The sequence below is a fragment of the bacterium genome (assembly GCA_013360215.1).
In the GTDB taxonomy this organism is placed as follows: domain Bacteria; phylum CLD3; class CLD3; order SB21; family SB21; genus JABWCP01.
Genome location: JABWCP010000030.1, coordinates 1 through 22,666, shown reverse-complemented (window position 1 = coordinate 22,666; position 22,666 = coordinate 1). Strand labels below are relative to the sequence as shown.

Annotated in this window: 21 protein-coding genes; 7 read left to right on the top strand and 14 right to left on the bottom strand. The window is 46.1% G+C overall.

The window, feature by feature from the left end; all coding sequences use genetic code 11:
* Positions 1-3: 3 nt before the first annotated feature.
* Genes HUU58_13935 through HUU58_13915 form a run of 5 tightly spaced genes read right to left on the bottom strand, consistent with a single transcriptional unit; the run spans position 4 to position 3,585 of the window.
* Positions 4-780 carry a DUF3108 domain-containing protein gene (locus HUU58_13935; GenBank protein ID NUN46772.1) on the bottom strand — a complete coding sequence of 259 codons (777 nt, stop codon included), beginning with the start codon at positions 778-780 and terminating at the stop codon, positions 4-6.
* A gap of 5 nt (positions 781-785) precedes the next feature.
* A complete protein-coding gene (gene moaC / locus HUU58_13930) occupies positions 786-1,283 on the bottom strand; it encodes a cyclic pyranopterin monophosphate synthase MoaC (GenBank protein NUN46771.1) in 498 nt (165 codons plus the stop codon).
* Entirely contained in the window at positions 1,280-1,942 is a 663-nt protein-coding gene (locus tag HUU58_13925) for a sigma-70 family RNA polymerase sigma factor (GenBank protein ID NUN46770.1), read from the bottom strand. The genes moaC and HUU58_13925 overlap by 4 nt, the downstream gene beginning before the upstream one ends.
* Complete coding sequence (gene holA, locus HUU58_13920) at positions 1,939-2,988, bottom strand: DNA polymerase III subunit delta (protein ID NUN46769.1); 1,050 nt, start codon at positions 2,986-2,988, stop codon at positions 1,939-1,941. Before holA ends, HUU58_13925 begins: the two co-directional genes overlap by 4 nt.
* Positions 2,989-3,000: 12 nt before the next feature.
* A complete protein-coding gene (locus HUU58_13915; GenBank protein NUN46768.1) occupies positions 3,001-3,585 on the bottom strand; it encodes a uracil-DNA glycosylase in 585 nt (194 codons plus the stop codon).
* A gap of 377 nt (positions 3,586-3,962) precedes the next feature.
* Here HUU58_13915 and HUU58_13910 point away from each other — a divergent pair, with 377 nt between their 5' ends.
* Genes HUU58_13910 through HUU58_13880 form a run of 7 tightly spaced genes read left to right on the top strand, consistent with a single transcriptional unit; the run spans position 3,963 to position 14,216 of the window.
* On the top strand, positions 3,963-4,580 hold the full coding sequence (locus HUU58_13910) for an HAD-IA family hydrolase (GenBank protein NUN46767.1): 618 nt from the start codon (positions 3,963-3,965) through the stop codon (positions 4,578-4,580).
* An 8-nt stretch (positions 4,581-4,588) separates the two neighbouring features.
* Entirely contained in the window at positions 4,589-6,427 is a 1,839-nt protein-coding gene (locus HUU58_13905) for a BatD family protein (protein NUN46766.1), read from the top strand.
* On the top strand, positions 6,424-7,176 hold the full coding sequence (locus HUU58_13900) for a tetratricopeptide repeat protein (protein NUN46765.1): 753 nt from the start codon (positions 6,424-6,426) through the stop codon (positions 7,174-7,176). Before HUU58_13905 ends, HUU58_13900 begins: the two co-directional genes overlap by 4 nt.
* A 1-nt stretch (position 7,177) precedes the next feature.
* Complete coding sequence (locus HUU58_13895) at positions 7,178-9,583, top strand: DNA internalization-related competence protein ComEC/Rec2 (protein NUN46764.1); 2,406 nt, start codon at positions 7,178-7,180, stop codon at positions 9,581-9,583.
* Between the two features lie 3 nt (positions 9,584-9,586).
* Positions 9,587-11,890, top strand: coding sequence for a hypothetical protein (locus HUU58_13890; protein NUN46763.1), 2,304 nt, complete (start codon positions 9,587-9,589; stop codon positions 11,888-11,890).
* Positions 11,887-13,335 carry a sigma-54-dependent Fis family transcriptional regulator gene (locus HUU58_13885; GenBank protein NUN46762.1) on the top strand — a complete coding sequence of 483 codons (1,449 nt, stop codon included), beginning with the start codon at positions 11,887-11,889 and terminating at the stop codon, positions 13,333-13,335. The genes HUU58_13890 and HUU58_13885 overlap by 4 nt, the downstream gene beginning before the upstream one ends.
* Positions 13,335-14,216 (top strand): glutamate racemase, encoded by an 882-nt coding sequence (locus HUU58_13880; GenBank protein ID NUN46761.1) that lies wholly within the window; start codon positions 13,335-13,337, stop codon positions 14,214-14,216. The genes HUU58_13885 and HUU58_13880 overlap by 1 nt, the downstream gene beginning before the upstream one ends.
* Before the next feature lie 71 nt (positions 14,217-14,287).
* On the opposite strand, the gene HUU58_13875 is transcribed toward HUU58_13880, so the two are convergent.
* The 9 genes from HUU58_13875 to HUU58_13835 form a co-directional block, all read right to left on the bottom strand.
* The gene (locus tag HUU58_13875) at positions 14,288-14,689 is read right to left on the bottom strand and encodes a hypothetical protein (GenBank protein NUN46760.1); all 402 of its coding nucleotides are present in this window, start codon (positions 14,687-14,689) and stop codon (positions 14,288-14,290) included.
* Positions 14,655-15,107, bottom strand: a complete 453-nt coding sequence (locus HUU58_13870; GenBank protein NUN46759.1) for a hypothetical protein — start codon at positions 15,105-15,107, stop codon at positions 14,655-14,657. The genes HUU58_13875 and HUU58_13870 overlap by 35 nt, the downstream gene beginning before the upstream one ends.
* On the bottom strand, positions 15,097-16,497 hold the full coding sequence (locus tag HUU58_13865; protein NUN46758.1) for a peptidase M64: 1,401 nt from the start codon (positions 16,495-16,497) through the stop codon (positions 15,097-15,099). Before HUU58_13865 ends, HUU58_13870 begins: the two co-directional genes overlap by 11 nt.
* Before the next feature lie 91 nt (positions 16,498-16,588).
* Complete coding sequence (locus HUU58_13860; GenBank protein ID NUN46757.1) at positions 16,589-18,613, bottom strand: M13 family metallopeptidase; 2,025 nt, start codon at positions 18,611-18,613, stop codon at positions 16,589-16,591.
* Positions 18,614-18,669: 56 nt separating this feature from the next.
* Complete coding sequence (locus HUU58_13855; GenBank protein NUN46756.1) at positions 18,670-19,245, bottom strand: cysteine hydrolase; 576 nt, start codon at positions 19,243-19,245, stop codon at positions 18,670-18,672.
* A 19-nt stretch (positions 19,246-19,264) separates the two neighbouring features.
* On the bottom strand, positions 19,265-19,930 hold the full coding sequence (locus tag HUU58_13850) for an aminopeptidase P family protein (protein NUN46755.1): 666 nt from the start codon (positions 19,928-19,930) through the stop codon (positions 19,265-19,267).
* A 62-nt stretch (positions 19,931-19,992) separates the two neighbouring features.
* The gene (locus tag HUU58_13845) at positions 19,993-20,583 is read right to left on the bottom strand and encodes a Crp/Fnr family transcriptional regulator (GenBank protein ID NUN46754.1); all 591 of its coding nucleotides are present in this window, start codon (positions 20,581-20,583) and stop codon (positions 19,993-19,995) included.
* Between the two features lie 263 nt (positions 20,584-20,846).
* Positions 20,847-21,572 (bottom strand): hypothetical protein, encoded by a 726-nt coding sequence (locus tag HUU58_13840; GenBank protein ID NUN46753.1) that lies wholly within the window; start codon positions 21,570-21,572, stop codon positions 20,847-20,849.
* Between the two features lie 304 nt (positions 21,573-21,876).
* Positions 21,877-22,560: an Abi family protein gene (locus HUU58_13835; GenBank protein ID NUN46752.1), complete on the bottom strand. Its 684-nt coding sequence runs from the start codon at positions 22,558-22,560 to the stop codon at positions 21,877-21,879.
* Between the last annotated feature and the right edge of the window lie 106 nt (positions 22,561-22,666).

The window sequence follows — 22,666 nt, the reverse complement described above, 5'->3', positions numbered from 1 at the left end:
GATTTATTTACCGGTACCGGTCAGAATGGTGTAGGTACTAAACGGGGACGTTTCATGTTCGATCTGCACACCCCTATGCGGCGCATCCGCCTCAATCCAATAATATAGTTTTGTCGCACTTTGTACCAATCGCCGCGTAACGATGTCGGTATGCTTTCGTTTTTTTTCTTCGCCGACGGGGATGAATCGAACTTCTAATTTGTAAGCGGGATACTCTTTTCCTGCCGCCGGGATATTTTCACGCGATAAAACGGTGACCTGTATCTTCCACGGTTCGGTCTCATTATCCAAATTGTAAACCCATTGTTTTCCTTCGTACATCGTCCGTCGTCGCAAATCAAATAGCGCTGAAAATAAAGTATGCGATTGCGGTTGCACATTTACGGTAAACACGGAATCCCATTTTCCGCCGTCATACTGCGCCGTTTGGTTATCATGATCGTAATTTATAGTCAAATGCTGGCGGAGGGTTTTCTGCGCGATATTTTTGGTATAACGCAAAGGCAGTCCGGTTACGGTATCTACAAAGGTTTCATACGTATTATGCAAATCATAAAACGCCGAAAAAAAAGATGTGGTTTGTGCATCCGTAACGAGGCGATAACATGGGCGGTCGTTGATATTGACGATGCCGGTTACCTGAAACGAAACCGAAGCGGCCGAAAACGAAAGGTATGAAAGTTTATAGGATGTATGTTCCCCGATGGGTATTTGCTGGGCCGAAAGCGGCGCCCATAAAATCGCCCCGATAAAAACAATACGACAGAAAAAAAAACGCATCAGAATTAAGGTTTCATTTTGTTGTTTCGGAAAACCCCGCTTTTGCCGCCGCTTTTTTCGAGCAGGCATATATCGCGGATGACCATCTTTTTATCCATCGCTTTGGCCATATCGTAAACGGTCAACGCCGCAATCGTTACAGCCGTTAGGGCCTCCATTTCAACACCTGTTTTACCCAGGAGTTTGCACGTCGCTTCAATTCGAATGGACAATGAGTCCGGTTCAGGAAAACAGGCGACATCCACACGGCTCATGTTAAGCGGATGGCACAACGGAATAAGATCCGAAGTTTTTTTGGCCGCCATGATTCCGGCGAGTTGCGCCACCGTGAGTACATCGCCTTTTTTAATGGCGTTGTTTTGTATGGCATCAAATGCCGCCGCGCTCATCGTAACGCGCGCCATTGCCGTTGCACTACGTTCGGTGTCCGATTTCCCGGAAACATCGACCATAGCCGCTTTGCCGCGATGGTCCACGTGGGAAAGTTTTTTTGACGTTTTCATTTTTCCACCAAAAATTTCAATTTGGATTGCAGTTGTACACGGGCGCGATTGATGCGCGAACGTACGGTGCCGATCGGAAGTTGCGTTTGTTCCGCGATTTCTTCGTACGAAAGGTTTTCTATCTCACGAAGGCGAATCACTTCGCGGTATCGCTCCGGCAATGTTTTAATCGCTTTTTTGATCAAATCTTTTTTCACGGAGGAATCCGTGAGTTCATCCGCATTGACCCGCGTTTCGACCGCTTCAAATTCTTTTTCATCCGTCCCCAGGCTGGAAATCGGATACAGTTGCTGGCGTTTGCGTTTGCGCAGTTCGCTTTTGGCAAGATTGCCGGCGACAGTATAGACCCATGTAGAAAACTTGGCAATGCGTTTATACATTTGTTTGAAACGGTAAATTTTGACAAACGTATCCTGCACGATATCTTCGGCATCTTTTTTTTCGCCGACATAACTCATCACATAGTTGATCAACTGATCTTTGTATCGGGCCACGATCACGTCGTAAGCTACGAGATCGCCTTCCTGAAAACGGTTGATCACTTCTTCATCCGACAATTTTTGATAATTTTTTAAGGCCTGCCGTACCAAATGCGGCGTACGCACCAGTTCGCGGAGGCTTTCGCTGATGAGATCGTGTTTGGATTCTTCGGATGTCATACGGCGGTACTCGTGGCGAGCTGGTAGATCAGATGTTGCATGAGCATGTCTTTGTCAACGGCGCTGGACTTAAGCTGAATATCCGCCTGCAAAAGGCAACGGAAAGCGAGTTTGACATCCGATGTTTTATGTTTCTGCGCCTGCGGCCAATAGTCGGTTTGAAAAAAATTGGGAAAAATCCGGTTTTCGGTCATCATCACGGCTTGAATCTGTGAAGGCGCGGTGCCCTGATCACGCATTTCGCACATTTTGAGGAGAATATGGTAGTGCCGCGTGAGCATAACGATCATGTACACCGGCTCACCGCCAAAACGCGCCATTTGTTCATACACCGCCATGGCTTTAGTCAGATCGCGTTTACCGATGGCATTACAAAATTCAAAAATATTGTATTGGCGGGAAATGCCGACGGCCTCTTCGACATCTTCTTCATTGATCGTATCGCGATCGCCGATATACGTGCATAATTTATCAATCTGATTATGCACCTCTCTGAGCGATAGATCTACGCGCGTTCGAAGCAACAACGACGCCTGATCCGTGATTTTTTTTCCGCGTTCATCAAGAAATTGATCGATCCATACGGGAATTTCATTTTCGCGTAACGGTTTGAATTCGATGGCGATGCCGTTTTTTCGCATCCATGCCCAGGGATTGGTACGCACATCAATGCCGCTGCCGATCGCTATAAATACGGTAGTATCCGGGAACTTGGGGAATAGATCTTTGAGGTCGTCGCGTTTATCTTTAGTCAGTTTCCACTGATCGGCTTCGCGCAAAATAATAACTTGCCGATCGGCCATGACGGGAAAACCCAAGGCCGTGCTGATCACCGTATCCAGCGGCGCTTCTTTGCCGTAAAAAATATGCAAATTAAAGTCGTCTTTGGGGGCATTAAAAACAGCTTGAACGATCGCATCGGCCAATTGATCAGCGAGAAAAACTTCGCTGCCGTAGAGCAGATACATCGGAGCGACGTTTCCTTTGCGCACGTCTTTGAGGACATCATTGTACGAGGCGTTTTTTTCTTTTTCTTCGCGGGCCATGAGAAGTGGTGTTTATTTTTTCAATTTGTCATACATGGCGCGGAGTGTAAGCATATCGTCCCAGGCCGGTTTTTTCCAATTGGGGTTGCGCAGCAAAGCGGCCGGATGGTACGTTATGAGTAAAGGTACGCCGTGATAATCAAACGTTTGCCCGCGCATCGCACCGATCGGTGTGTTGTTTTTCAGTAACGTATTGGCGGATGTCGCACCGAGTGCACAAATAATACGCGGCTTGATCAATTCGATCTGCGTGATGAGATAAGGTTCGCACTGTGCGACTTCGGCGGGTAAAGGTTTACGGTTGCCCGGCGGTCGGCACTTCAGGATATTGGCTATATACACTTCCGAACGCGGCAGATTGAGAGAACGCGGCTCTTCGATCATCTTCGTCAAAAGCTGACCGGCGCGACCTACGAAAGGTAAACCTTGTTCATCTTCATCGGCACCCGGCGCTTCACCGATAAACATGATGTCGGCATTCGGATTACCGGAGCCAAACACTGTTTGCTTGCGCGTTTTGCACAATTCGCATTTGGTGCAGGTACTGATGGTTTGCTGGAGAGCGGATAACGTCGGAAGGGGGATGTTTTTGGGCATGTCGGTTTCGATCCGCTCGGCGACAACCGGCGGCCTTTCATCATCGGTGGTAGAATATTCCGGCGTATCCCATGAGACATGATTCCAAAGACCGGAAGCGGCGGGGTCGCGGGTAAATTCATCGCCGTACAAATCCTGTTCCTGAATCAACAATCTACGGATATCATCGTGCAAGGTATTGCTCATGATCACACTATAACCATATTCCGCTTTTTTATCAAGCGAAACGCCATGCCAGGAAAGAGGAACGTTAATGACGGAAACGGATATGCTCCTCAGTAAATTCTTTTAGCATATAGGTATTGAAAAAAGCCTGTGCACTGTATAAGTTCCCTCGTTTCAATTTTAAAAAAACACTTAATTGAAAGAGCACGACTATGCGACCCATCACGACGATGTTTTGGGATCTCGGCGGAGTAGTTTTGACCAATGCCTGGGATCGCGAACAGCGAATCAAAGTGCTGAATTCGCATGGAATTACGGAAAAACAACATTTAGACGAATTCGGCGACCGTCATCGTGAAGTCGCCGCAGGATTTGAGACCGGGCATTATTCGCTGGATGAATATCTTGATATGACGCTCTTTGATATGCATCACGTCGCCCGCGAGCCGTTTAAAGAATCCATGTTTGGCCAATCCGAGCTTCTACCGGGAATGGATGTGCTGACGGAAGTCGCGCAGGCGGGCCGTTGTTTTATGGCCACATTGAACAATGAATCGCTGCCGCTGAACGAATACCGCATCGCGCGTTTCAAGCTCAAACAGTATTTTCAGGTGTTTTGTTCTTCATGTTATTTGGGTGTTACCAAACCGACCAAAGAAATTTACGAAACAGCGCTCCGGATTACGCATAGTAAACCTGAAGAATGCGTTTTCATAGATGACCGTGAACAAAACGCCGAGGCGGCGAAGAGACTGGGCATACACGCGATTCATTACAAAAATCCGGATCAGCTGCGCAAAGAATTGCGTTTTCTCAAAATTATAGATTGAATCCTATTGTGAGCTTTTTGCGTATAGATCAGGTAAAACACATCATCGGCTTTAGTCAACACGTCATGCGAAGTGTAGCGATTTTAATTTTTTTATCGTATTCGGCGTTGCAAGCGCAGACCGTCCAATGCGTGGCTTCTGTAGAGCAGTCCGTCATCGAACAAGGTACGTCATTTCAACTGCGCATCGAAGTGTCGGGCGAAAACCTGCGCATCACATCGCTTCCCCAATTGCCTGAAATGAAAGGCCTTGAGGTCATGCATCAGGGTGCGGGCGAATCCACGTCCATATCTATTATCAACGGTCGTCGCTCCATGTCCAAATCGTACGATTTTATTTTGCGTGCGAAAGATGTGGGTCGCTGGACGATCCCTCCAGTGGCCGTGGGTGTGGACGGAAAAACGGTATCCTCGCAGGCGCTCACGATCGAAGTCGTTCCGGGCGGAAGCATATCCGGTTCCCAGCGTTCGGAAAAAACTAACGATGCGTTTCTCGCATTGACGGTTTCCAAAAAAGAAGCGTTCCAAGGTGAACAAATTACGGCCGAACTAAAAATTTACAGCCGGATTCCGATCACTCAATACGCGCCAAGCCGGATGCCGGGTTTTACAGGATTTTGGGCTGAAGAATTTCCCATGCCGCAACAAATACAATCTACCCGTGAACAAATCAACGGCGTGGCGTATGCGGTATATACGATCAAGCGGGTAGGGCTTTTTGCAACGCGATCCGGTTTGCTAACGATAGATCCGTCGGAAATCGAATGCGAACTGCGCATTCCACGCCGCAGCAGAAACTCGTTGGATGATTTATTTTCTCCGTTCGGCGATCCTTTCGGACAGACAGCTACGGTCAAGTTGCAATCGGAACCTGTGAAGCTGAATATTCTCCCGTTGCCCAAAGAAAATGCGCCGTCGGATTTTTCGGGTTTGGTCGGACAATTTGACGTAAAAACAGCGGTTGACAAAAACAGTTTGAAAACGGGTGAAGCGCTGACGTATACGATCACCATATCGGGAACAGGAAACATTAAATCCGCCGAGATTCCACCGACGCCTTTCGGCGATGATTTTGAGCGGTACGATCCGAAATCGTCCGAAACGCTGAATAAAAATTCTAATCTCGTCAGCGGCAGTAAAGTTTTTGAATATGTCGGTGTGCCGCGGCTACCGCGCCAAGTGGAGATACCGGTTTTTAATCTCTCTTATTACGATCCGGTTTTGAAAAAATACGTTACTAAATCATCAGGTCCTCACCGTGTGACCATAGCACAAGGTACGGGAGGCGGTATTTTTTCGCATAACGCGCTGAGTAAAGAGGAAATCGCGTTGTTGGCGAAAGACATTCGTTTTATCAAAACGGAAAATCTTTCGGAAGAAAGTTATGCGCCGGTTTATTTTCGCTGGTGGTTTATCGCGGGAATGATATTTCCGCTTCTTTTGTGGGGTACGGTATATGTGTGGGCGATTAAACACGAAGAATTGCAAAAAGACGGTATCGGTTTGCGATATCGCAAAGCCAGTCCCCTGGCGCGTAAACGTCTCAAAGCGGCTGAAGCGTTGATGAAATCCAATCAACAGGATTCGTTTTATACCGAACTTTCCAAAACATTAAACGGCCTTATCACCGATAAATTGCATGTCGGTGAAAATGTGTACACTCGCGAGCACATAACAGAAATTTTGCGCGAACGGAATGTGGAAAACAATTTGATAACGGAATATATGGACTGCATGCACATGTGTGATGAAGCGCGTTTTTCACCCGACGGGAAGTCGCGCGCACGGATGGATGATGCGTACGAGCGTATTCGTGCAGCTATTTTAAATATGGACAATGCGCTATGAATCGTTTTTTATTTTGGATCGTGATGAGCGCTGCACCGGTGTTATGGGCACAGGAAAATGATACCCTGTTTGCGAAGGCGCATGCTTTTTATGAGGCGCGTGATTTTGTAGCGGCCCGTGATGCATACCAAAAACTCGTTGATCAAGGTTCGGTTTCCGGCGCGTTGTTTTATAATTTAGCCAATACCTATTACCGGACGAAACAATTTGGTATGGCCGTGTTTTATTACGAAAAAGCATTACGTTTGCATCCTGCCGACGAAGATGTACGGTTTAATCTCGAATTGACACGTCTGCAGCTTAAAGATAAAATCGTCACACCGCCCAGACCGGAATGGGTCGTATGGATGATCGCTACGCTTCAAGCGATTTCGCTTGCCGAATGGGGTTTTGTGCTGGTTTGTATTGTAAACGGATTTGTCGCTTTATTGGTTGCTCAAAGAGTACGCCCGCAATGGCGAAGGGCGCGCACGGGCCGGATATTGCGCATGGTATGGATCACACTTCTTTGTATCAACGCATCTGTTTTTTTATGGCGTGCCTACAGCGAATCCAATCGGGTCGAAGCCGTGATTTTGGTTCCTTATGTGGAAATTAAAAATGAACCGATTGAAACATCAACGACCGTATTCATACTGCACGAAGGCACGAAAGCTGTTATTCGATCGGAGCGCAACGAATGGTTGGAACTGCGTTTGGATGACGGAAACGTGGGATGGATAAAACGACCGGCTGTCGGCATTCTTTGATATGCGAAGCGATACATCGGTTTATCCCGCGCTCAAGCTTACCATTCTCTACATCGTTTCCATACTTATTCTCGATGCAGTATCTCCGGAAATCCATTGGCCGATAAATAATGCCATTGTATCTTCGCTCGTTGTTTTGACCGGTATCGTTTTGTATTGGCGCTTCCAAAATCACTTTTGGGGTTTGTTTGTTCAAGTCACCGTCGTGTTTTTTCTTGTATTGGGCCGTATGCCCGATAACCAATTTCAAGCGCATCACGTTTCATCTTACCTTGATTTGAATCAGAAAGTATTGGTACACGGGACTGTCGTCAACGATCCTCAAATCAACACTCAGCGAACACGTTTTGCGGTGGAAACCGACTCGGTCGTTTTTACCCGAAATTTAATTTTACCGTCGTCTGGAAAAATCCAGGTTGTATGCTTTACTGATTCGACCGTTCGCCCGGCGTATGGCGATCGCATTTCGATTTGGGGGTATCTGCGTTCTCCGCGCGGAAGTCGTAATCCGGGAGAGTTTGATTTTGCGGCGTATGCTGCATACCACGGATTATATGGTGTCATGTATGCCGGCGACGCGGCCAATATTCGCATCGAAGGTCATACGTCACTGAATCCGGTGACAGAATTTTTTATCTTACCGATCAAACACTTTATCATTGAGCTCAATGAAAAAACGCTTCCGCCGCTGCATGCCGCCATAGCCAGTGGTCTTATCGTCGGTGATCGCAGCGATATACCGCAGGAGATTCTTAATGCATTTTCGTATAGCGGCGCGATTCACATTCTTTCGATCAGCGGTTTACATGTGGTTTTTATTTCGCTTTTAATCCTCGGACTATTTAGTGTCTTACGTGTGCCGTACGCATGGCGTATTATTCTTACGCTGATCAGTCTTTTTTTGTATGTGTGGATAGCCGATTTTGTGCCGCCGGCGGTGCGTGCCGGTATCATGACCGGCGTCGTGTTATTCGGTACGTTATTGGAGCGTCGAACGAATATTATCAATTCTCTGTGCGTTTCACTGCTGATCATTCTCTTTTGGGATCCTTTGGCGATTTTTGATATCGGTTTACAGCTCTCGTTTTTGGCGGTGTTGTCATTGGTTATTATCTATCCGCGTCTGGAAGCATGGTGCAAAAAGCGACGAATTCTAACGGAACGTACGCCGGCGGTGTTGCGATGGGTCATTATGGGGTTATTGGTGTCGGTAGCGGCGCAAATCGGTACTTTACCGTTTACGGCATATTATTTTTATAAAATTCCACTTACTGCGTTGATAGCAAATGTTTTTATATCACCGATTTCATCGGCGGTGATGGCTTTGGGATTTTTGTCCGCGATAGTCGGTTCCTTTTCGTTTACTCTTGCCCAATGGTATGCCCATCTCAACGATTATCTGATCGGATTGATGATCGCCACGGCCCGGTTTTCCGTTAAACTTCCCTTTGCCTACACGCAGTTTTACCGCATGGATATGATCGTATTGAGCGTTTATTATTTATTGCTGGCCGTGTGGTTTTTTTGGGACAGGAAATTGGTGCGCCGCTGGGCCGTTTGGGTTGTTATTGCAGCTTTAAGTGTTGGAGTGATTTTCCAAAATATACCGACTTCTAAAAAAACGGTGATTACATTTTTAGATGTGGGTCAAGGCGATGCGTGTGTCGTACATCTGGATGATGGGCGTACGATCGTGATCGATGCAGGAGATCAGGATCCGCAGTTTGATTATGGCGAGCGGGTTGTCGCGCCTTATTTGTGGAAACAAGGGATTACTTCGATTGATGCGTTGATTTTATCGCATCCGCATGACGATCACATCGGCGGCGCCGGATTTTTACTCAATTATTTTAATGTAAAACGGGTTTTTGATCCGGGTCAATATTATCCGTCGGCGATTTATAAAAATATTTTGAATACCATTGCTGAAAAATCTATAGATTATCAAGTTTTGCAAAAGGACCGGGTTGTTACCTTTGGTCCGGAGACGCGAATACGTATACTGCATCCCGGGGTATCGTTCGTGCGAAGCGATGAGCCGCCGCCGTATGATATCAATAATACGTCGCTTGTATTTGTTTTGGAATACGGCGAAAATCGGATTTTATTTAGCGGGGATGCAGAGACCGAAACGTGGGATGCGTTGTCCGATTCCGGGATGGTGATAAAGGCCGATATTGTCAAAATCGCACATCACGGTTCTTCCAACGGTACGACGGCAAAATTGATCCAAGCCGCGTCTCCGGCGTACGCGGTAATATCTTGCGGAGAAGGAAATAAATTCGGTCACCCTGATTTGGAAACCGTAAATGCCTGGCGCAATGCCGGTACGCAGATCTTACGAACGGACCAATGGGGCGCTGTTCAGTTTTGGCTCGATGGTAAATCCATACAACGCACTCGGTAAACTATGTTAGGCTACGATCTTATAGTTCTGCTCGGTTTTTTTGTCGGCGCGATACTTTATAGCGTGCTGTTTGCCGAGACTCTCAAGCGTCAGAATAAACTGAAGCATGAATATGTGTTTCTGGTATTCGTGGCGATACTTACGTTTTGGCACGGATTTCAGTTTCTCGGAATGCTCATCAAACAAGTATTTGGCCGCCCGGCGCTGGAGATTTACTCCGAACTCCGTTACATCTCTTTGTATGCGATAGCGTTTTTTCCGCCGCTCGTCGTGCATCTGCATGCGTCGTTTTTGGAATACGTGCTCAATCTGATCAACCGCCGCTCACGTATATTAGCCTGGTTTCCCTACATTATGTATGCGCCGATTTTGGCGATACTTTATTTTAGCCAATACACGATCATTGACGGACGTCGCCGCATTCTGGATGAGGGCATGAGTTTTATACCGCCTTATGTTTTTTGGCTGATCGTATGTTTATTAGTTTCCGGTTTTTTATCGTCACGCATTATACGTCTCAGCCGCAACGAAAAATGGCGACAATTTTTTATCGTCGAACTTATCATCACGATCGTCATCTCCGTGCTTTTGGTGTATTTCTATTTTTATGGCGGTACAGGCAACGTGCGTCTGGATCGGTCGCTCAAAAACATGATTATGATTTCGTCGTTGATACCGACGGGTGCGATGGTGTATCTGCTGTACAAATATCCTTTTTATTCGACGGTCGCAAGGCGTCGGTTTTTATTGATCACCATTTCGGGTGTTTTTCTCGTAGTATTCATTATGAGCTCCAAAGCGCTTCGCAAAATGGCGGAGGAAAATCCTGAATTAAACGTCGAATTTCTTGAGATCGTGCTTGTATCCATGTTGTTTCTCATATACGAACCGACCAAATACCTTGTACGCCGCATCGCGGGACAATTTGCGTTGCATGAAAAATCGTATTTCCAATCGTTGATTCGTAAGATCACGGAGCATATCGTCAGCGCCGCCAATCTCGCCGAATTGACAAAAGCTGTTCGTGCCGGTATCGTGGATGCACTGCATGTCGAAGAAGTCGGGCTATACACGTTGAATAAAACCGTATCCGGAGAGCGAACGCTATACAGTATCGTGCATGCATACGGTGATATCAAAACGTTTAATCTTGAAAAGATTACGCGCCATATTCAAAAAGGAAACGGTCTGTATGATGCGCGGAAGATGAACATTTTTCACCTTCGCAGTGCCGAAGTGCCGTATCAAATTTATCTCGGGATTGTTTTGGATAACGAACTGGTAGGGATCTTGGCGATCGGAAAAAAGAAGAGCAATGAGGATTTTGAATTCGAAGAAAAAGAATTATTACTTACAGTAGCGAGTCAGGTTGCGATTTCTATCGAAAACATACAGCTTCTCCAACGTCGTATCGAACTCGAATCCAAAATGTTTGAAGCGGACAAACTGACGTCGCTGGGTATGTTGTCCACCAGTATTGCGCACGAAGTGAAAAATCCGCTGAGCTCCATCAAAAGTATCGTGCAATCTATGCACGATCAGAAAAAAAAGGAAAACACCGACACGGAAGCGATCCAGGATTTGGAAATTATTAACGAAGAAATTGATCGCTTGTCATCCGTTGTCAATCAGCTTCTGCGTTTTGCACGAAGCGACAGTTCGGGCATGGATCGTATTGATATTATCAAAATTATAGATGCCATCCTTACGATCTCACGTCAGGAAACGCGGGTTCGCAATATCCGCATTTTTACGCGTTATGACCATGCACCGCTCGTCATTCGCTCACGCCAAGGCGACTTGAAAGAAATCATATTTAACCTTATTATCAACGCGATCCAATCCATGCCCGAAGGCGGACGTCTGATGATCCATGGCGCGTACGTACAAATGGACGCCAACTATTTTATCGGCGGAGCGGAAACGGAAGTCGGCGTTTTTGACAAACTTTATCCCGACGATCCGTCGGCTGGTTGGACGGAATGGAGCGCTGAAGCCGTCACAGCAAAAAAAATAGAAGCGATTAAAAAAGATCCCGGTACGGAAATCATACTTCCGCCCGAAGCCGGTAAAACAAAATGTTTACGAATCGCCATAACGGATACGGGGCACGGTATTCCGCCGGAACGCTTGGGCGAAATTTTTAAACCATTTTTTACAACCAAAAGCGAAGGTACCGGTTTGGGTCTCGCTATAGTTAAAAATAAAATACAAGCACTCGGAGGTCGTCTCGTTTTACGCAGCGAACTCCAGGTAGGAACGTCGTTTGAAGTGTATATTCCCAGCGAAAGTACATCCCGATCATGAGTGACATACCGGTCGAATCTTCTCAAGAGCACACATCGCATATTCGCATTCTCGTCGTGGATGATGAAAAAGCGGCGCGTTATGGTATGCTCAAAGCGCTCAAACCCGAAGGTTACAAATTATCGGAAGCCGACGACGGATTATCGGCGCTCAATCTCATGGCCAATAATCCCTTTGATATCGTCATTACGGATGTATCCATGGCCGGCATGAACGGCATGGATTTGCTGAAAAAAATAAAAGAACGTACACCGCATTGTTTTGTCATCGTGATCACGGCGCACGGATCGGAACGTCTTGCCGTCGAGGCTATCAAATCCGGTGCGTTTAATTATTTGGCCAAACCCTACGATATCGAAGAATTGCGAGCGCTCGTATCGCATGCGGCACAACAAATCGCCGTCGTGCATGAAAACGAACGATTACGTGCCGAGCTCAAAGAAGCCAAAGGTTTCGGGCAATTTGTCGGCAGCAGCAAACCCATGCGTCAGGTGTATGATTTACTGGAACGGGTAAGCCGAAATAATATAACGGTACTGATACGCGGCGAAAGCGGCACCGGAAAAGAGTTAGTCGCCCGCACGATACATGAAAAAAGCGATCGTCGTAACGGCCCTTTTATTTCGATCAATTGCGCCGCACTGCCCAAAGAGCTTATCGAGTCGGAACTTTTCGGTTACGAAAAAGGCGCATTTACCGGCGCCATATCTTCCAAACAAGGGCGGTTTGAATTGGCCGATGGCGGCACGTTGTTTTTGGATGAAATCGGCGATATGTCGCTTGAAACGCAGGCCAAAGTTTTGCGTGTCATCCAGGAGCGAAAGTTTGAACGCGTCGGCGGTACCGAATCCATCAGCGTGGATGTACGCATTCTGAGCGCAACGCACCGCGACCTGGCGCGATTTATCCGCGACGGTCAGTTTCGCGAAGATTTGTATTATCGTATCAATGTTGTTGAGATCGAATTGCCGCCGCTGCGGTCCCGCTCGGAGGATATTCATCTTTTGGTGAATCATTACCTTGTGATGTTTGCACAAAAACATAAAGCGCAGGTGACGCGTTTTTCGCAGGACGCGCTCAAAGCGATGCTCGAATACGAGTGGCCCGGCAATGTACGCGAATTGATCAACGTGGTAGAGCGTTGTGTCGTGCTTAGTACTGAAGAAGAAATCCGGCGCGACATTTTGCCATCTGAGATCATCGGCGGAGGACGACCGACGACACTGGGCGTACGCGATATGCTGGAAAAAGGCGATATTAATTTTCAGGATGCCAAGCATCGTGTCGTACAGACGTTTGAGCGCGAATTTTTTATGGAAGCGGTTCGCATGAATAACTGGAACATATCGCAAACAGCGAACAAACTCGGTATGAAACGGCAATATCTTCAGCAAAAGCTCAAAGAGCTGGAACTGAACATCCAGGAAGCGAAAGAAAATATATGATGCGTTCACAAACACCGGAACCTTCGGTTGTACCTGCCATCCAATCGGCGCCCCCGGCTTCGGAACAACCGATTGGAATTTTCGATTCGGGCATCGGCGGACTTACTGTCGTCAAAGAGGTAATGAACCAACTGCCGCATGAACGTATTATTTATCTCGGTGATACGGCGCGCGTACCCTACGGAACCAAATCCGATCGTACGATCAAATCGTTTACGTTGCAAAGTTGCCTTTTTTTGCTTGAGCATAATGTCAAAATGATCATCATCGCATGCAATACGGCCAGTGCCGTAGCACTCGACTTTTTATCCAATATGTTCAAAATACCCGTCATCGGCGTGATCGTTCCGGGGTCGGAAGCGGCCGTGCGAAAAAGTCTGCGAAAAAAAATCGGTGTTATCGGAACGCATACTACGGTCAATTCGCAAACGTATAAAAAAACCATTCACACATTGGATGCCCAATGTGAGGTGTTTTCTCAGCCGTGTTCGTTATTTGTACCGCTGGCCGAAGAAGGGTGGCTTCGTCATGATGTGACACAACGCATTGCTGCGGAGTATTTGAATGTTTTTTCCGATAAAGACATTGATACGCTCGTCATGGGGTGTACGCATTATCCGATATTGAGCGGTGCGATACAAGAGGCGATGAATACGATCATGCGCCGACCGGTCACTTTGATTGACAGCGGTGTCGAAACAGCCAAAAGAACCCGACAGATATTAGATGAAAAAAAACTGCTTAACACATCCGGACAAAAGCCCTACCACCGCTTTTATGTGACGGATCTTCCTAAGAACTTTATGCGTGTGGGCGAAATGTTTCTAGGATCGAAAATAGACAGCGTCGAAACCGTCAATGTCGAAGTGATGGGTTTTTGATATAGTGCCACCGTTTTCCAACGCATCGTAAAATTTCACGTAGCGAAGTTTTTTACTACGATCTCTCAACGTCATTTCCCGCCTTTACGCATCGAATACAAAACAATGATACTGACGATCAGAAAAGGAAGTGCAGCGAAGGTTATTTTTAGATTGAGAGAAATCAAACCAATCAAAAATATAAACCACAGCAAAGCGCCTAACCCCAGTAGGCCGGTTAAAACAACGACCGGGTGCGGTCTATTCTGAAACAGACTGAAAACCAATAACATCTGCCCCGCTAAAGGTAACGCTATCATCGGATGGACGATCGAGTCGCTATGTGTGAAAAACTTGCGGATGATATCAAACTCTGCTTGCACGAGAAAAGTGTGGTTACCGTTACCCCATTCGAGGTAACCGATCAGTGAAGAGAGTATCAGCGCCGCGTACAGTATTTTAGGATGCAGCGCCGTTAGAAAATTTGTTTTCACAGAATTGTTTCAAATTTTGTGATTCCCTTACCAGATACGAATCAACCAAAGCGCAGGTTTTTTTGTTAATCAGATTAGCAAAAAGACCGGAGAATTTGATAACCAATGTGACAATACATCCGCCGGAAGTTGATTCTAAAGCGTGAATCGCGTCGATACGCAGAAGCAAATTTGTTTTGCTCCACGTAAATTGTTTCACGGGTTCAAATTCGGTAACCTTCCAAACCGCTTTGGCAAGTTTAGGTTGCTCGATGAGGACCCGGCTATCTGTTTGTAAAGAACCGGGCGATAGTTTTTTTATGGATAGGATCGTGTCGGTCCAGAGGGGCCACTCGTCTACAGCCATCCATACGCGCCAGATATTTTCCGGCGACGTATGAATGACTAAGGTTTGAATAAACTCTTTCTTATTTGGCATACAGATCTATAATTCGCTCGATCGCTTCGTGACATACTTTACAAAAAGGAACATTATTGCGTGTGAACATGATGCAGTCTAATTCCGGGCGATATAAACCTTTGGCTTCGTAACCTGCGCCTTCAAAAGCGCCCACTTTTCCGAAATATTTGTCCGTATTAAGCATCGGCGTCGTTTTGGTTTTTACTTCTCTAAAGAGCGCTTCCATCGTTTCTTCGGACGCTTTTTCCTCGATTAGTTTAGCGCGTTTTTTTTGCATCTCGATTTCATACGTATCGTACGCGGTTTTATTCCACGGTGTCGGCAAAGGGGTGTCTTTAGATACAAGATGTTTCCACTTGAGATTTTTCGGATCGAGCAAAGCGGTAATATTCGGCTCGGAAGGTTCGGTACTCGGCGCGGTAAAGTTTTCATACGAAACGGGTGAGGTATAATATTCATCGCCGAGACCCGCAAAAGAATGGCCGAATTCGTGTACAAAAACATACGCCGCCGGTTCCGCATCGGCCGTGACCGTCGCCCACAGATTAAAAATACCGCCGCCGCCGTATTTGCGATCATTGGCCAAAAGGATCAATGCATCGTAGGGTGCATTGGCGGCCGTTTCACGAAGATTTTTATTTTCATACGTCAGTACATAACGATCGGAGTCAAACGAATTGAAACTCAAACCGAGCGCCGATTTACGCCAAATATCTTTGCGCGGGTTACTGATACCGGATTGGGCAGAAGCCACATCCATCGCACGAACATTAAAATCTTTTTTGCGGGATTTGAAGGGTTCGGTTTCAAACATCACTTTGACCAAACGTTCGACGTCGGCGTGAAATTTATTCTTTTCGCCGGCCGTGTAACCGTCGCTGAGAATCAGCAGATCCACCTTTTGCGAAGGGTCGCCGTTTTCAAAAACGCTCCACACTTCGCCGTTCTTAACGGCGGGCGCACGATTGACGAACCGGCTTTTGGGGTCAATGGTTGTTTCATAAAACGACGCAAAACGATTATCAGCGCCGCGTTTTTTGAGTGTTAATTTGACCGTATTTTTGGGTTCGGGAAAACGCTGCGATTCGTGAAATGAGCGCCACACGCCCTTGGCCGCTTCGCCGGTTGTTTCCCATTCGCCGTAGATGCTCGCAAAACCACGTGAATAAAGCAATTTTCCGGATGCAACATCACTCACTTCAAACAAATATTTGCCGAGACCGGTTTCATCTAATAACACCGTTTTACTGCCCGGCCACACGCCTTCGATGCGGTATTCGTCGGGACTGATATGTTCTTCTTTGGCCGTGCCGCTGTGATAATAGTCAAACCGCATCGTCTGGCCGGTAAAATAAGCATCAAAATCATTAGTACCCATGACGGCAAGTACTCCCAATATAAATAGCATGATATTCTCCTGAGATAATTAGCGTGATAAACGCGATGAATAATGCACACCAATATATCAAAAACCTGCCGTCATATTCTATAATTTTCCATTACCAGATGCGTACGCGTGATTCCGGTGTTAGGTACAGTTTATCGCCGGGTTTGACATCAAATGCGTCATACCACGCGTCGAGATTGCGTACAATAGCGATGCGGTACTGTTCCGGTGCGTGATGATCCGTCGCGATTTGTACGCGCAGGCCTTTTTCGGTGGTTTTGCTGCGCCAGCTCTGTGCAAAACCGATAAAAAACTCACGATCCTGTTGGCGTACATAGTCCTGATTTTGAATTTTATCCCCTAAGGTTTTTCGATACGCATCAAAAGCGGCGGCAAGTCCCGCAAGGTCGGCGATATTTTCCGATCGGGTAAACTCACCGTTAACGGCGAGATCATCAAACGGGCGATAACCGGAAAACTGCTCTACCAGCGGTTTGGCGGCCGATTGAAACTTTTTCATATCGTCGGGTGTCCACCAATGCTTTAGTTCTCTTTCAGCATTCCATTCGGCTCCCAAAGGATCAATAAAGTGGCTTGATTCGTGACCGACAATAGCGCCGATAGCGCCATAGTTGGCCGCCTCCGATAATGTGGAATCAAACTTGGGCGCTTGTAGTAAGGCGGCAGCAAAATTGCAGGCGTTGTATTGGAATAAAAGCAGAGCGCCCGCGGTATGGGGTGTCATCGCCCATTCGGTGGTATCCGGCGGTTTTCCAAGCCGTGCCAAAGCGCGGCGATAGTTGCGATCGGCGATGTTTTGTAAATTTTTTACGGGATTGGCAGGGTCTATATTCAGATCCGAATAATCTTGCCATACATTGGGGTAACCGAGACCAAAGTACAATGTCTGAAGTTTTACCATGGCTTGTATTTTGCTTTCGTCGGACATCCACGACACGGTTTTGACCCGTTCGCGGAGCGAAGCGATGACGTTCGTCGCGATCGCTTGTACACGGGCTTTTTGGGAAGCGGGAAAATAACGTTCTACATATAACCGGCCGACGGCTTCACCCAAAAATTTCTGTGTCGCATCGAGCGCACGTTGTGAACGGGCAGGGGAAGGCGCGTCTTGTATCGACGAGCGCAATACCAGCCCCGCTTCCGCGAAAGCCGAAGGTAATACATCGGCGTACGCATGGATTGCTTGAAACCTCAGATAATCCTTCCACACTTCCACGGGCTGTGCGGCGATAAGCGAAGCCAATCCGGTGATCGCGTCCGGTTGCCAAACTACGAACGATTCCTGATGCTTCAGACCGGCCTCTTCAAAAAATACGGACCAATCCATACCCGGAGCCCGTCGTTCAAAGTCGGTGCGCGACCAGCGATGCGAACCGTTGCGGTCATTGTTGGAAAATTCATCGCTCGCATGGGTTTTGGCTAATAAGGTTTCGATACCAAGTACCGACTGTGCACGCCGTTCGGGATGGCTCAATCCGGCTTGTTTGAATTGCTGAGAAATATAGTTCTGATAGGTTGCTCTGATTTTTTTATTAGCCGCGTCCTCGCTGAGGTAATATGAACGCTCTTCCAGTCCAAGGCCGCCCTGCATTAAAAAAGGCACGTAGGTTTTTTCGCCGAAATATCCTACTTCCACAGACAAACCCAACAATCCCGTAGAACGATAAGTAAACCAATCGGCATCGGCACGGAGCCTGCGACCGAGTAATTTGACCAACGCTGTTTTATCGGTTATGGGATCAATTTCATCCAGCAGGGGTTTGATCGGTGTGATACCGGCCGCCTGGATGGCTGATTCATTCATGTAGGCTGCACGAAAATCGGCCACTTTACGTGCATTTGTTCCGTGAGGCGCCGTCTGTGCTTCTTCGAAAATTTTAGCTACCTGCTTTTTGGTAAGCCCTGTTATTTCATGACGGGCATTCCAGCGCTCTTTGCCCTCCGGCATAACGGTGGATGCGATCCATTTTCCGTTGGCATACGAAAAAAAATCATCGCCCGGCCGACGCGTGGTATCCGCCTCTTGCGCCAGCGATCTGTAGGGGTGTGGCGTATCGGTTTTGCAAGCGCTTAAATTCACAAGCGACAAAAGTAAAATCAGTCCAAGTGTTTTCATGATAAAAATCCGGTTAGTTTATGGCGTCCGATGCTATCGGCCGCGATCAATATTTTTTAAGAAAAATTTTGTAATAAAGTTTTCATCGGAAACACGGTTGCAAATTCACCATGAAGACTGGCCAGCGCCGTCTGATGAATTAGTTCGGCCGAATAATTTTTTCCGTCCATACCGGTTTTGTCAAATGTCGCCGTGGCATCGGAGACAAGGAATACATCGTATCCATAGTTTCCGGCCATCCGCGTCGTCGTGGATATACAGTGATCGGTGGTGAGCCCGACGATGACCAGCTTGGAAATAGAATTGACAGTGAGATGTTTTTGAAGTGTGGTACCGATAAAAGCGCTGTTCACATTTTTTTGGATTACGGTTTCCCATGGCAAAGGCTGAACGATGTCTTTGAAGGCGTTTCCCGGATGGGTGTCGGCCAAAAGAGAATTCGGGTTGGCCGAGCAGTGCTGTACATGCACGACGGGCAGATCTTTGCTGCGCCATAATTCCAGCAACGAACGGCAATTCTCTTCGGCGCCCGGATTGTTTCTTTCATTGCCCCAATAAGAAATCGTGTCAAAACCTTTTTGAAGGTCAACTAATAGAAGTGCAGGCCGATCTTTCGGCGTGAGATTTTTCATAAAACTCCGATGGATGGTGTTATAGCCGTTGTTCGAAATAGCCGCCGATGCGATGTTTTTTATCAATAAACAGTAATTCCAAAATCCAATGGCGCGGGTTTCCTTTGGCATCCGTTAAAAACATGTCGTTATGATTGGACGGGTGAATGTCCAGTTCAAGGCTTTTGGGATCGGCAGGCTGTTCGTGCGGAAATTTGCCAACGATATGGCCCGCTATTTCACCGCCGAATGCGTATCCGTATTCTTCGGCTTTGTGAACGGCGTAGTGATAGAGATCCGATGCTTTCAGTTTGGTATAGCGCTTATACCAATTTTGAACTTCGTACCATGCTTTTTCGACGTCGCGTTGTATTTGTACTTTGATCGGGTCATTGCCGAGTACGTAGGTTCGGCCCAGATCCGCTTCGTACCCGTCCACGATCGGACCAAAATCCAATATGACAATGTCGTTATCACGGATGACGGTATCCGGGGGATTTTCAGGATAGGCACAGACCGTGTTTTGTCCGGCCCGTACGATTTTTTTGTGCCAATGATAAACGATACCTTTGGATTCGGCTAAATTGCTGATATCCTGTACCAATTGGGATTCCGATTTGCCGGGAACAATGAGGTTTTGGTTTACGACGGCATCAAATAGTGCAAGCGTGGTTTTTTCGGCATGGGCGAGATACGCGTTGATCATTGTTCATCCTTTCTTTCATAGGGGGTTACCGATAAAGATAAACATGAAAGGCGGAGGATGAATTAATCTACATTAACGCGGCGCATTTTTTTCTTCATGGCGCTAAAAAACTGGGGTGTGATACCGAGATAGGAGGCGATATCTTTTTGGGGAAAGCGTGTTTCGGCGTACGGTTTTTTTCGTAAAAACAGTCTATAACGCTCTTCCGCATCGGTGGAGAGGTTGGCATTGATTTGTTCGCGCTGAGCAACATAGGCGTTTTGAAAAAGTATCCTGAAAAAGCGTTCAAATTTCGGAATTTTTTTATACAGCTGTTCCAGGTTATCCCGGCTGATTTGCAAAACATCCGTGTCTTCGATGGCCTGGATATTGTAGGTCGCTTCGGTTTGGGTAAACAAACTGTAGAGGTCGTCCGCCCACCACGATTCGATCAAAAAATCAATGATATGTTCGGACCCGTTTTCATTCATATAAAATGTTTTCAGGCATCCTTTGGCGACAAACGACTGATGCCTGCAAATCTGCCCTTCGCGCAGCAGGTACGCGCCTTTTGTCAGAGATTTTTCCGACAGCAGCGACACAAAAAACGCACTTTCTTCCGATGTCAGTGTGATGTGTTTGGCGATATTAGTGAGCAGGAGGTGATGAGACATGGCATGCTTGAGTGTAGTCATTTACGAATATAATGGATTCTAAAACGGTTCAGGGTTGTATGCTATCAATTTTTTCAGACTTCTTCATAACATGGGGTCAAAATTCAAGTTTAAGTGTCATTCTGTTTGATGCAAAACTTGTGTTATAGCCGGTGCTTCTCATTTTTTTATTATTGATTGTGTGTCAGGTTCGTAATGCCCCAACAACTCGGTAAATGCCCTTTTTGATTCTTCTTCTGTGAATTTCATGTCGTGGTGCAGCTTCATTTGATATTCCATTTTTCAGCGGTGGTTAACACTTTCGCTGCACCGATTAGTTTATACTTAGTAATCGGGTTCAATGAATTGAAAAGTGATTCAGCCGTGTTGCCTTTTCGCAATTGTTCCAATAATGCACCTAATAGGGCCCTTGTAGCGGGTGGATATTTTAATGCTAACCGAACCAGGGTATTGATTTCTTTGTCCGTAAAGTTTTTGATGATTGCCAAAAATCGTTTACAGGATGTTTCTATATTGGCATCCGGTATTTTTTTGATGTACCGGATAGCATCAAGTAACTGCAACAATGGGACATTTTCTTTGGTGATGGTGTTTTTTTGCTTTATAAAAGCAATAGTATAGAGTTCTCTTTTAAAACGGGGGCGAACTTGATTTTTACCTATCTGTATGACGTTGCTTACCTGTGTGGTTAGGCCCAATCGGTTATAAATGCTATAGCCGGTGAGATACCCGGTTACTTTTCCATTTTCTTCCAACAAATCTTTTACTACTTGTGACTGATTGGGCTGAAGATTGCCAAATGGGGTGCTTTCGGGCTTGTAATATTTTCCTTTGGAAAGTTTGGCAATTTTGCCCGAAGCCGCCATACGGTTCAGGGCTTTTATGATTGCTTCTTTTTGACCAACCTCTTTTTTAAAATCGGCATAGGTGAATACGTATCCTTTTGGGAGTCTATTAATGGTAAATAATATATAATCAGTTACTTTCATTATGCATGATTATAATAAAAAGCAATCGATTTGTCCAGTTTATTATTAAAAAAACTGGACATTTTAAGATTAAACCAAATGATTGTAACCTCGCAACGGTCTTGTGAAGTTACCATACTCTACTTTTTCTTTAACACCTTGTTAACGGACACGGCCTTGCGCAGTGGGGGATTTAGGAGCATCCCGCAAACTTGAGGGATCAATAAGTACTAAATTTAAATTGAAAAACTGCACTTGATTTTAGCATTTCGCCCCAAACCCGTTTTGGTGGCAGGGTTTCTTTCTCTACAAGTTGCATCTTGTTTTATAAGGCATCTATTTGATTACAAACTGTGTTAATGTGGTCAATTCCGTAAAGTAATTTTCCCTCGTCGATACTCATCCATTGAAATAATTGCAAAATCAGTCCGTAGTGTTGCCGTGCATAAGTTGTTCCTTTTACAGATTGTCCTGGAACAAAACAAATAGGTTCGTGATGAGCGATGCGGTTTCGCATATTGTTTATTTGAGCTAACTGATTAAATACAAATGTATGATTATACTGAATAGCTGCTGTGCTTGTTGGCTTAGCCGGGAATATTTGAAGAAGCGTTTTGCCGGTCGCAGCAAATTGGTTTGGAGCAAACATGTAACGCCAAAATCCAAAACCCAATTCAGCCACAAGTTTGTTGTGTGTGTAAAAATGATTCAACTTATGCATTGCATCGTCAATGTTTTCTTTTGTTAATCGGCAATTGGGATTGTCAAAAATTCCGCCTGCGGTTGCACCGTTTCGCAACCAATCATTTCCGCGTGTTTGAAGAAGCTGCTTGTCTATGGCGTTTCGCAAAGCAATCTCAAAGCAACTGATGACAGTAAAAAGCTCCTGTGAAAGTTGCAGGTTCTTTCGGTAAAGCGTCATGGCTCTTTTGCTATTACCACCGCAAGCCGCTTGATAGCGACTCAATCTGGCGGTTGTCATTATTCTTTCAAAGTCCTGAAATTTCATTGTAAACTTAGGGATACTGAATAAGATCATACCCCCTTTGGCTGTTGTTTTCAAGTTTGAATTTCCAGAGCAGGTCAAGATTGAATGTAGGAAGCGTAGCAATTTT

What these genes read in the sequence shown, in the direction of transcription:
- HUU58_13935 (NUN46772.1), bottom strand. Translation starts at nt 780, where the DNA reads ATGCGTTTTTTTTTCTGTCGTATTGTTTTTATCGGGGCGATTTTATGG.
- moaC (NUN46771.1), bottom strand. Translation starts at nt 1,283, where the DNA reads ATGAAAACGTCAAAAAAACTTTCCCACGTGGACCATCGCGGCAAAGCG.
- HUU58_13925 (NUN46770.1), bottom strand. Translation starts at nt 1,942, where the DNA reads ATGACATCCGAAGAATCCAAACACGATCTCATCAGCGAAAGCCTCCGC.
- holA (NUN46769.1), bottom strand. Translation starts at nt 2,988, where the DNA reads ATGGCCCGCGAAGAAAAAGAAAAAAACGCCTCGTACAATGATGTCCTC.
- HUU58_13915 (NUN46768.1), bottom strand. Translation starts at nt 3,585, where the DNA reads ATGCCCAAAAACATCCCCCTTCCGACGTTATCCGCTCTCCAGCAAACC.
- HUU58_13910 (NUN46767.1), top strand. Translation starts at nt 3,963, where the DNA reads ATGCGACCCATCACGACGATGTTTTGGGATCTCGGCGGAGTAGTTTTG.
- HUU58_13900 (NUN46765.1), top strand. Translation starts at nt 6,424, where the DNA reads ATGAATCGTTTTTTATTTTGGATCGTGATGAGCGCTGCACCGGTGTTA.
- HUU58_13895 (NUN46764.1), top strand. Translation starts at nt 7,178, where the DNA reads ATGCGAAGCGATACATCGGTTTATCCCGCGCTCAAGCTTACCATTCTC.
- HUU58_13890 (NUN46763.1), top strand. Translation starts at nt 9,587, where the DNA reads ATGTTAGGCTACGATCTTATAGTTCTGCTCGGTTTTTTTGTCGGCGCG.
- HUU58_13885 (NUN46762.1), top strand. Translation starts at nt 11,887, where the DNA reads ATGAGTGACATACCGGTCGAATCTTCTCAAGAGCACACATCGCATATT.
- HUU58_13880 (NUN46761.1), top strand. Translation starts at nt 13,335, where the DNA reads ATGCGTTCACAAACACCGGAACCTTCGGTTGTACCTGCCATCCAATCG.
- HUU58_13870 (NUN46759.1), bottom strand. Translation starts at nt 15,107, where the DNA reads ATGCCAAATAAGAAAGAGTTTATTCAAACCTTAGTCATTCATACGTCG.
- HUU58_13865 (NUN46758.1), bottom strand. Translation starts at nt 16,497, where the DNA reads ATGCTATTTATATTGGGAGTACTTGCCGTCATGGGTACTAATGATTTT.
- HUU58_13860 (NUN46757.1), bottom strand. Translation starts at nt 18,613, where the DNA reads ATGAAAACACTTGGACTGATTTTACTTTTGTCGCTTGTGAATTTAAGC.
- HUU58_13855 (NUN46756.1), bottom strand. Translation starts at nt 19,245, where the DNA reads ATGAAAAATCTCACGCCGAAAGATCGGCCTGCACTTCTATTAGTTGAC.
- HUU58_13850 (NUN46755.1), bottom strand. Translation starts at nt 19,930, where the DNA reads ATGATCAACGCGTATCTCGCCCATGCCGAAAAAACCACGCTTGCACTA.
- HUU58_13845 (NUN46754.1), bottom strand. Translation starts at nt 20,583, where the DNA reads ATGTCTCATCACCTCCTGCTCACTAATATCGCCAAACACATCACACTG.
- HUU58_13840 (NUN46753.1), bottom strand. Translation starts at nt 21,572, where the DNA reads ATGAAAGTAACTGATTATATATTATTTACCATTAATAGACTCCCAAAA.
- HUU58_13835 (NUN46752.1), bottom strand. Translation starts at nt 22,560, where the DNA reads ATGAAATTTCAGGACTTTGAAAGAATAATGACAACCGCCAGATTGAGT.